Below are 4535 nucleotides of genomic sequence, written 5' to 3' on the forward strand. Positions count from 1 at the left end.
TACTTCTCTTTGGGCCCGCAAAGAGAAGTGACTCGAGCGCCGGCAGGCGATCGAAAGCCCGCCGCAGGCGAGCCCGGTCGCGGAAGCCCCTCGGGAAAAAGCGAAGCGCACAACAACCCATCCCGCGAGCACCCGCCCCTCACCCCAACCCTCTCCCCCGGAGGGGAGAGGGGGCCAAGGCCGGCGAAGGAAAAGGAAACACGAGCGAAGCTCACCCCAGCCGCCGCGCGATCGCGTAGAACACCAGGTTGCCCACGCCGGTGGCCACCGCCAGCACCGCCACCAGCCCGGGCGTCAGGTCCTGCCAGCCGAAGGCCTGGATCAGCCCGAAGCCGATCCCCAGCGCGACCAGCACCACGCCCCAGTGCAGCGAGGAATGCCGGCGGCGCAGTTCCTCGCTCTGCAGCACCGAGCGCACCAGCTCCTCCGAGCCGCCCACGCTGACCATCTTCTGGCGCACCCGCGCGTCGACCACGGCCTTGATGGCGTAGGTGATGCAGATGAACAGCGTGATGGGGATGAGTTCGCCGAAATTCATGGGTCCTGCTCCTGTGGTGGAAGGTTCGGCACAAGAGAGACGGGCAGTTCTCCAGCGGTTGCACTGACAGCACTTGCAACCGTTTGCCTGCAGCGCGTATCCCATGGCCAATGGATGCCAGCTGCCCACCCAACCCGGACCGCGAACTGGTCGATGCCGTGCTGCGCGGCGCGCCCGGCGCGTTCGAGCGCCTGGTGCGCGACTACCAGGGCCTGTGCTGGCACATCGTCTACCGCATGGTGCGCCACCCCGAGGATGCGCGGGAGCTTTGCCAGGAAACCTTCCTGCGCGTGCACCAGTGCCTGCACCAGTACCGCTACGAGAGCGCGCTGAAGTCGTGGATCGGGCAGGTGGCCTACTCGATCGCGCTGCGCCACCTGCAGCGCAAGCGCATTCCGCTGTTCGAGCCAGCCGCAGCCGCCGCCGACGACGCCCCCTTGCTGCTCGAAAACCTGGGCGACGATTTCGACCTGGAACAAGCCTTCGGCGATGCGCAGGTCGCGCGGCGCCTGCACGCCGCGGTCGACGCGCTGCCGCCGGTGCAGCGTACCGTGCTCACGCTCTACCATCTGGAAGAGGCCAGCATCCCGGAGATCGCTGCAATCACCGGGCTGGCCACCGGCACCATCAAGAGCCACCTGTTCCGCGCGCGCCTGCGCCTTCGCGACATGCTCGAAGGCCGGCTGGGAGTTGACGCATGAACCACGATCCCCGTTTTCCCTTCCCGGATGACGACCCGGCGGAGCGCGAGTGGCTGGCGCAGGAGCGTGCCCTTGCCGATGAACGCGCCGGTGCCGGGCCGAACGCCGGCGACCCTGCACAGCGCGGCTACCGGCTGGTGGCCCACCTGCTCGCGCAGCCGCTGGATGCCCAGTTGCCGCCGGACTTCGCGCGGCGTGTCGCGCGCCAGGTGGAGCGGCCGGCCCGGGCGGCCGATACACGCTTCGAGGGCAACCTGCTCGCCTTGCTAGCCGTGGCCATGGCGTTCGCCGTGCTGGTGGCCGTGGTGTCCTTTGGCGCCACGTGGCTGCCATCGCTCGACCTGGAGGCAGCCGGTGCGCTGGCGGCCAAGCCATGGCTGTGGGCATTGGCGGCATGCCTCGGGCTTTCCCGCCTGTCCCGGCACTGGCTGCAGCACGATCGAATGGCCTGAGTCGGGCGGGGCGCGGCACAAGCGAGTCCCACCGGATCCGCATCCGCAGCAGGGAAGGGTTCGGGAGGGGGCCGTCGCTTCCGCCGTGCCGTCCCTAGCCCAGACGTCATGCACGCACCCTTGCCCCATCGCGGCTATCGTGGGCGCCCTGGTCCCACGGAGCGATGACATGCAAGCAATGCGATGGATGATGGTGGCCGCGATCGCGTGCGGTTCGGCAGTGAGCGCGAGCGCATTCGCGGCGGCGCAGCAAGGCAAGGCGCATGCGGGCACGCCGCTGGGCGTGGACCTCAAGGGCATGGACCGCTCGGTGCAGCCGGGCGACGACTTCGACGACTACGCCAACGGCAGCTGGCGCAAGAACGCAGTGATCCCGGCCGACCGCGCCAGCACCGGCATCTTCCTGGAGGTGTTCCAGAAGGCCGAGAAGCGCAACGCGCAGATCATCCGCGAGGCCGGCGCCGGCCATCCCGCCGCCGGCAGCAATGCGCGCAGGATCGCCGACTACTACGCCGCCTTCATGAACGAGGCGGCGATCGAGAAGGCCGGTCTCGACCCGCTCAAGCCCGAGCTGGACAAGATCGACGCGATCAAGACCCGCACCGACCTCTCGCGCGTGCTCGGCGGCCAGCTGCGCGCCGACGTCGACCCGATCAATGCCACCAGCTGGCATACCGAGCACCTGTTCGGCCTGTTCGTGACGCAGGGCCTGGAAGACCCCTCGCACAACATCGCCTATCTGTTGCAGGGCGGCCTGGGCATGCCCAACCGCGACTACTACCTGAAGAACGATGCGGAGATGGTCGGCTTCCGCGACAAGTACAAGGCCTATGTCGCCGCTACGCTGCAGCGCGCGGGCATGGCCGATGCCAAGGCCAAGGCCGATGCGATCTTCGCGCTGGAGGCGAAGATCGCCCAGGCGCAGGAAAGCCTGGTCGAGAGCGAGGACGTGCACAAGGCGAACAATCCGTGGCCGGCCAGTGCGTATGCGCAGAAGGCGCCGGGCATCGACTGGAACGCCTTCTTCGAGGCCGCCGGCCTGGCCGGCCAGCCGGTCGTCGACGCCTGGCAGCCGCAGGCGATCAAGGGCCTTTCCGCGCTGGTCGCCAGCGAGCCACTCCAGACCTGGAAGGACTACCTCGCCTTCCACACCATCAACGAGAGCGCCGGCCTGCTGCCCAAGGCCTATGCCGACGCCAGCTTCGAGTTCTACGGCCACACCCTGACCGGCACGCCCAAGCAGCGCGACCGCTGGAAGCGGGCGATCGGCGCGGTCAACAACGACCTGGGCGACGCTGTCGGCCAGATCTACGTCAAGAAGTACTTCCCCGCCTCGTCCAAGGCGCAGGTGCAGGACATGGTCAAGAACATCCTGGCCGCCTTCGACGAGCGCGTGGATTCATTGGACTGGATGACGCCCGCGACCAAGCAGAAGGCCAAGGCCAAGATCGAAACGCTCAAGGTCGGCGTGGGCTATCCGGAGACCTGGCGCGACTACGGCGCGCTCGAGATCCGCCCCGACGACGCGCTGGGCAACCACCTGCGCGCGGTCGCACAGGAGTACGCCCATCAGAAGGCCAAGCTGGGCCGGAGCGTCGACCGCGGCGAGTGGTGGATGACCCCGCAGACGGTCAACGCGGTGAACCTGCCGCTGCAGAATGCGCTCAACTTCCCGGCGGCGATCCTGGAGGCGCCGTTCTTCGACCCGAAGGCCGACGCGGCCGCCAACTACGGCTCGATCGGCGCGGTGATCGGCCACGAGATCAGCCACAGCTTCGACAACACCGGCGCCGAGTTCGACGCGCAGGGCCGCCTGGCCAACTGGTGGACGCCGGAGGACCTGGCGCACTTCAAGGCCGCCGGGCAGAAGCTGGCGGCCCAGTACGACGCCTACGAGCCGCTGCCAGGCCTGCACATCAACGGCCAGCAGACCCTGGGCGAGAACATCGCCGACGTCTCGGGCCTGACTGCCGCATGGATCGCCTACCACAAGTCGCTCGGCGGCAAGAACGCCCCGGTGATCGGCGGCATGAGCGGCGACCAGCGCTTCTTCCTGGCGTTCGCGCAGTCCTGGCGCACCAAGACCCGCGACGCCGCGCTGCGCCAGCAGGTGATCACCGACGGCCACGCCCCCGGCCGCTTCCGTGCACAGACGGTGCGCAACATCGATGCCTGGTACCAGGCCTTCGATCCGAAGCCTGGGCAGAAGCTCTACCTCGACCCGAAGGAACGGGTACACATCTGGTAAGGCAGCCGGCCCATCCCGATGGTGCCGAGAGCAAAAAAGAAAGGCCCCGAACGGGGCCTTTCCGCCTGAATGCATCCAGTCCGATGCTTACCAGGTACGCACGTCCGCCACGCCGGCGGTGAAGCTCTGCATGTCGGAGGAATAGCGGAACAGGCGGCCCAGGTCGAAGTCGACCGACTGACCCGGGGCGATGTTGGCGGTGCCCGCCGGCCAACCCTTCTTGCTCACCAGCACGTTGCCGCTGGCGTCCTTGGCCTGGATCGCGATCTGCGCCGCCGCAGCCTCGGCGCAATGGTTGACGAGCTGACCCTTGAGGCTCAGGCGGCCGCCGTTGGCCGCGATCTTGAAATCCTGCACGGCGAAGTCGGTCGGCGAGCAGGCGGCGTGGGCGGCCATCGGCGCGAGCAGGAACAAGGCGGAGGCGAGCAGGGTTTTCATGGGCGGATTCCGGTGCGTTAGGGATGTCGATAGGAGGCGACACCCCTGGAATCGGCCGGCTGGGGAAAATCTTTAGGCCGGTACGCCCGCACCGGAGCGGGCCGGTCCGGCGTGCTCCAGGAACCACAGGCCGGCGAACAGCTTGGGGTCGACCGAAT

At 68.1% G+C, this 4535-nt stretch carries 5 protein-coding genes; 3 read left to right on the top strand and 2 right to left on the bottom strand.

Features of this window, described 5'->3' with window-relative positions:
• Positions 1-211 precede the first annotated feature (211 nt).
• Positions 212-538, bottom strand: a complete 327-nt coding sequence (locus tag HOQ08_RS08360; protein WP_291193223.1) for a DUF6249 domain-containing protein — start codon at positions 536-538, stop codon at positions 212-214.
• Between the two features lie 110 nt (positions 539-648).
• Between HOQ08_RS08360 and HOQ08_RS08365 the strand changes: the two genes are divergently transcribed.
• The 3 genes from HOQ08_RS08365 (at position 649) to HOQ08_RS08375 (ending at position 3939) form a co-directional block, all read left to right on the top strand.
• Positions 649-1239, top strand: a complete 591-nt coding sequence (locus HOQ08_RS08365; protein ID WP_291193225.1) for a sigma-70 family RNA polymerase sigma factor — start codon at positions 649-651, stop codon at positions 1237-1239.
• Positions 1236-1691 carry a hypothetical protein gene (locus tag HOQ08_RS08370; protein ID WP_291193227.1) on the top strand — a complete coding sequence of 152 codons (456 nt, stop codon included), beginning with the start codon at positions 1236-1238 and terminating at the stop codon, positions 1689-1691. Before HOQ08_RS08365 ends, HOQ08_RS08370 begins: the two co-directional genes overlap by 4 nt.
• Before the next feature lie 169 nt (positions 1692-1860).
• The gene (locus HOQ08_RS08375; protein WP_291193229.1) at positions 1861-3939 is read left to right on the top strand and encodes a M13 family metallopeptidase; all 2079 of its coding nucleotides are present in this window, start codon (positions 1861-1863) and stop codon (positions 3937-3939) included.
• An 87-nt stretch (positions 3940-4026) separates the two neighbouring features.
• On the opposite strand, the gene HOQ08_RS08380 is transcribed toward HOQ08_RS08375, so the two are convergent.
• Entirely contained in the window at positions 4027-4377 is a 351-nt protein-coding gene (locus tag HOQ08_RS08380; protein ID WP_291193231.1) for a hypothetical protein, read from the bottom strand.
• Positions 4378-4535: the final 158 nt, after the last annotated feature.

Source organism: Frateuria sp., from assembly GCF_013362045.1.
Lineage (GTDB): Bacteria > Pseudomonadota > Gammaproteobacteria > Xanthomonadales > Rhodanobacteraceae > Frateuria_A.

Excerpts from the sequence above, each read along its gene's own strand:
- HOQ08_RS08380 (WP_291193231.1), bottom strand. The coding sequence starts at position 4,377 with ATGAAAACCCTGCTCGCCTCCGCCTTGTTCCTGCTCGCGCCGATGGCC.
- HOQ08_RS08370 (WP_291193227.1), top strand. The coding sequence starts at position 1,236 with ATGAACCACGATCCCCGTTTTCCCTTCCCGGATGACGACCCGGCGGAG.
- HOQ08_RS08365 (WP_291193225.1), top strand. The coding sequence starts at position 649 with ATGGATGCCAGCTGCCCACCCAACCCGGACCGCGAACTGGTCGATGCC.
- HOQ08_RS08375 (WP_291193229.1), top strand. The coding sequence starts at position 1,861 with ATGCAAGCAATGCGATGGATGATGGTGGCCGCGATCGCGTGCGGTTCG.
- HOQ08_RS08360 (WP_291193223.1), bottom strand. The coding sequence starts at position 538 with ATGAATTTCGGCGAACTCATCCCCATCACGCTGTTCATCTGCATCACC.